The sequence below is a fragment of the Ruegeria sp. AL11 genome (assembly GCF_056540865.1).
On sequence record NZ_JBQFXO010000037.1, the window covers coordinates 1 to 1,844 of the forward strand.

The following is a 1,844-nucleotide window of genomic DNA, read 5'->3' on the forward strand; positions in this document are numbered from 1 at the left end:
GGCGCCAAAGCCCGCCTCGGTCACCACATAGTCAGCCACTTTCAGCGCGGTCTTGGTCGCGATCACCGAGTTGCAGCCATGCGCAATGTTCGCGAACGGGCCACCGTGGACAAAGGCCGGGTTGTTTTCCAGCGTCTGCACCAGGTTCGGCTGCATTGCGTCTTTCAGCAGAACGGTCATCGCGCCTTCGGCCTTGATGTCGCGGCAATAGACCGGCGTCTTGTCGCGGCGATAGGCCACGATGATATCACCCAGACGCTTTTCCAGATCCTTCAGGTCGTTTGACAGGCACAGGATCGCCATGACCTCGGACGCCACGGTGATGTCAAAACCTGTTTCGCGCGGGAACCCGTTCGACACGCCGCCCAGGCTGGCGGTGATCTGGCGCAGGGCACGGTCGTTCATGTCGACCACACGACGCCATGCGACCCGGCGGGTGTCGATCTCGCATTCATTGCCCCAGTAGATGTGGTTGTCGATCATCGCCGACAGCAGCGAATGGGCCGAGGTGATCGCGTGGAAATCGCCGGTGAAGTGCAGGTTCATCTCTTCCATCGGAACAACCTGCGCATAGCCGCCACCCGCAGCGCCGCCCTTCATGCCGAAGTTCGGACCCAGCGAGGCCTCGCGGATACAGATCATCGCATTCTTGCCGATCCGGTTCAGACCGTCACCCAGACCAACCGTTGTGGTCGTCTTGCCTTCACCCGCAGGCGTCGGGTTGATCGCCGTCACCAGCACCAGCTTGCCGTCCTCACGACCCTGCACCGAGTTGATGAACTCCTGGCTCACCTTCGCCTTGTCATGCCCATACGGCAAAAGATCATCACTGGATATTCCAAGCTTCGCGCCGATCTCCTGGATCGGCTTCTTATTCGCTTCACGCGCAATTTCGATGTCGGATTTATAGCTCATTGGGTTTGGTCTCCCTGCGTGAGATAGTCTGAATTGGTCCGGCCAAAGCGACAAAACGCAGGGCCAGATTCGGTCGAAATTTTCTTTAAGGTAAATAAATATTCCCAAGGGTCAATACGTGAGTTTAGAACGCCCAAGGGACATTTCCAAACATCAAGTCAAGAATCAGCGGTTTGCGACCAGGATCAGGCGTATCTTTTTCGAACTGCGCTGAGACCCAGCAACCAATCCTCGACGATGCGCTGTTCCGGGAAAGCTTTTTGAAGCGGCCTTTTCAGCAGGTAGTATCCGGATTGCGTTCGCACCGAAGCGTTCTGGACCGGCCTGACCAACGCGCCGCTCTCAAGCAAGGGGTCAACAAGATGGGCCCAGCCCAATGCAATTCCCAAACCATCGACGGCAGCCTGAACCGACAGTGGATAGGTGTTGAAAGCCACAGCTTGTTCCATCGCTGAGGTGGAAACACCGTTACCGCTGAACCATGTACGCCATGTCATCCACTCCGCATGGCTGCTGGTGACTTCAATAAGGTCCAGTTCCGGCAGCGCGGAAAGAACTGCCGCATTGGGGTTGCTTCTGAGGTACTCGGGGCTACAAACCGGAAACACTGTTTCTCCGAACAGAAGCTTTGCTTCGTATCCCGGCCACTCGCCATCTCCACGCAGTATTGTCAGGTCCATGGAATCCGAAAGGCATTCTGCGTCACTGTCCGAAGACACCAGCGAAATACGGATACGACCGTTGGATTTGTTGAACTTGTGCAGTTGTGGCATCAACCACAAAGACGCGACAGAGTTCGTCGCGGAAATCGACACCTTGTTGGCCTGATGTTTGGCCAGCATCTCACGGCTGACGTCCCGCATCTGATCCAGAGACCTCTCGACAGTTGCCAACAGAATGGCACCTTGTTGCGTCAGTGACACCGAACG

The 1,844-nt window shown here is 56.5% G+C and carries 2 protein-coding genes; both read right to left on the reverse strand.

Features of this window, described 5'->3' with window-relative positions:
• The coding region (locus ACR0IP_RS23085; protein WP_480528146.1) for a formate--tetrahydrofolate ligase at nucleotides 1-915 on the reverse strand (915 nt) is incomplete at its 3' end.
• Between the two features lie 185 nt (nucleotides 916-1,100).
• The coding region (locus ACR0IP_RS23090) for a LysR substrate-binding domain-containing protein (protein ID WP_480528147.1) at nucleotides 1,101-1,844 on the reverse strand (744 nt) is incomplete at its 5' end.